Origin of the sequence: Nitratidesulfovibrio liaohensis (genome assembly GCF_011682075.1) — a bacterium.
In the GTDB taxonomy this organism is placed as follows: Bacteria; Desulfobacterota; Desulfovibrionia; order Desulfovibrionales; family Desulfovibrionaceae; genus Cupidesulfovibrio; species Cupidesulfovibrio liaohensis.
The window spans coordinates 1-609 of record NZ_VSMK01000762.1; the positions used below are offsets into that span (position 1 = coordinate 1).

1 pseudogene is annotated in these 609 nt (G+C 68.5%); it reads left to right on the forward strand.

The window, feature by feature from the left end:
- Positions 1-252, forward strand: a pseudogene (locus FVW27_RS18895) (hypothetical protein); the annotation flags it as partial.
- Positions 253-609 lie beyond the last annotated feature (357 nt).

Genomic DNA, 609 nt, shown 5'->3' on the forward strand with positions numbered 1-609 from the left:
GCCTGCTGCCCGGACTGCGCCCGCTGGTCCGCCGCCACCGGCAGGCAGGTGCGCCAGCCCGGTCGGCTGGCCCTTGGCCCCGGCTTTCGGGAAAGCCTGTGCGGCACCACGCCCACCGACCTCGTCCCCCTGCGCATGGGCTTTACCGATGACGCAGTGAGCCTGGACGGCCACGCCTTTTCCCGCGCCGGACACGGCTTTTCCGTGTTGCGCGGGCTCATGCCCGTGGCGCGCACCACCTATTCGTGCTGAGGGAATACAGAGTGTTGGAGCGGGGCTCCGCCCCGCGCCCCGCAAGGGGGCCGCGCGCTATGCGATCGCCATCCGTAATGTGCGCGCTTTGCGCTTTCATAACGGCTGCCGTCCCCTTGACCCCTTTTTCAAGCCCGGTTCACACAAGGTGTGAACCGGGCTTGTCCGCGTTTGCGAACGGAGTTTTGCTATTGATGCTGCGCGGTCGAAGAGGGAACTTCTCCATCCGGTGATTCCCGAAACCCCAGTCGCAGAGCGCCGCCGCGCGCGGCGCAGGCCGTGGCGCAGTCGCCGCAGTTGGTGCATTCGCTGCGCGGGGCGCGGGTGGGAATGCGCGGGTCCAGGCCAAGGGAGCAG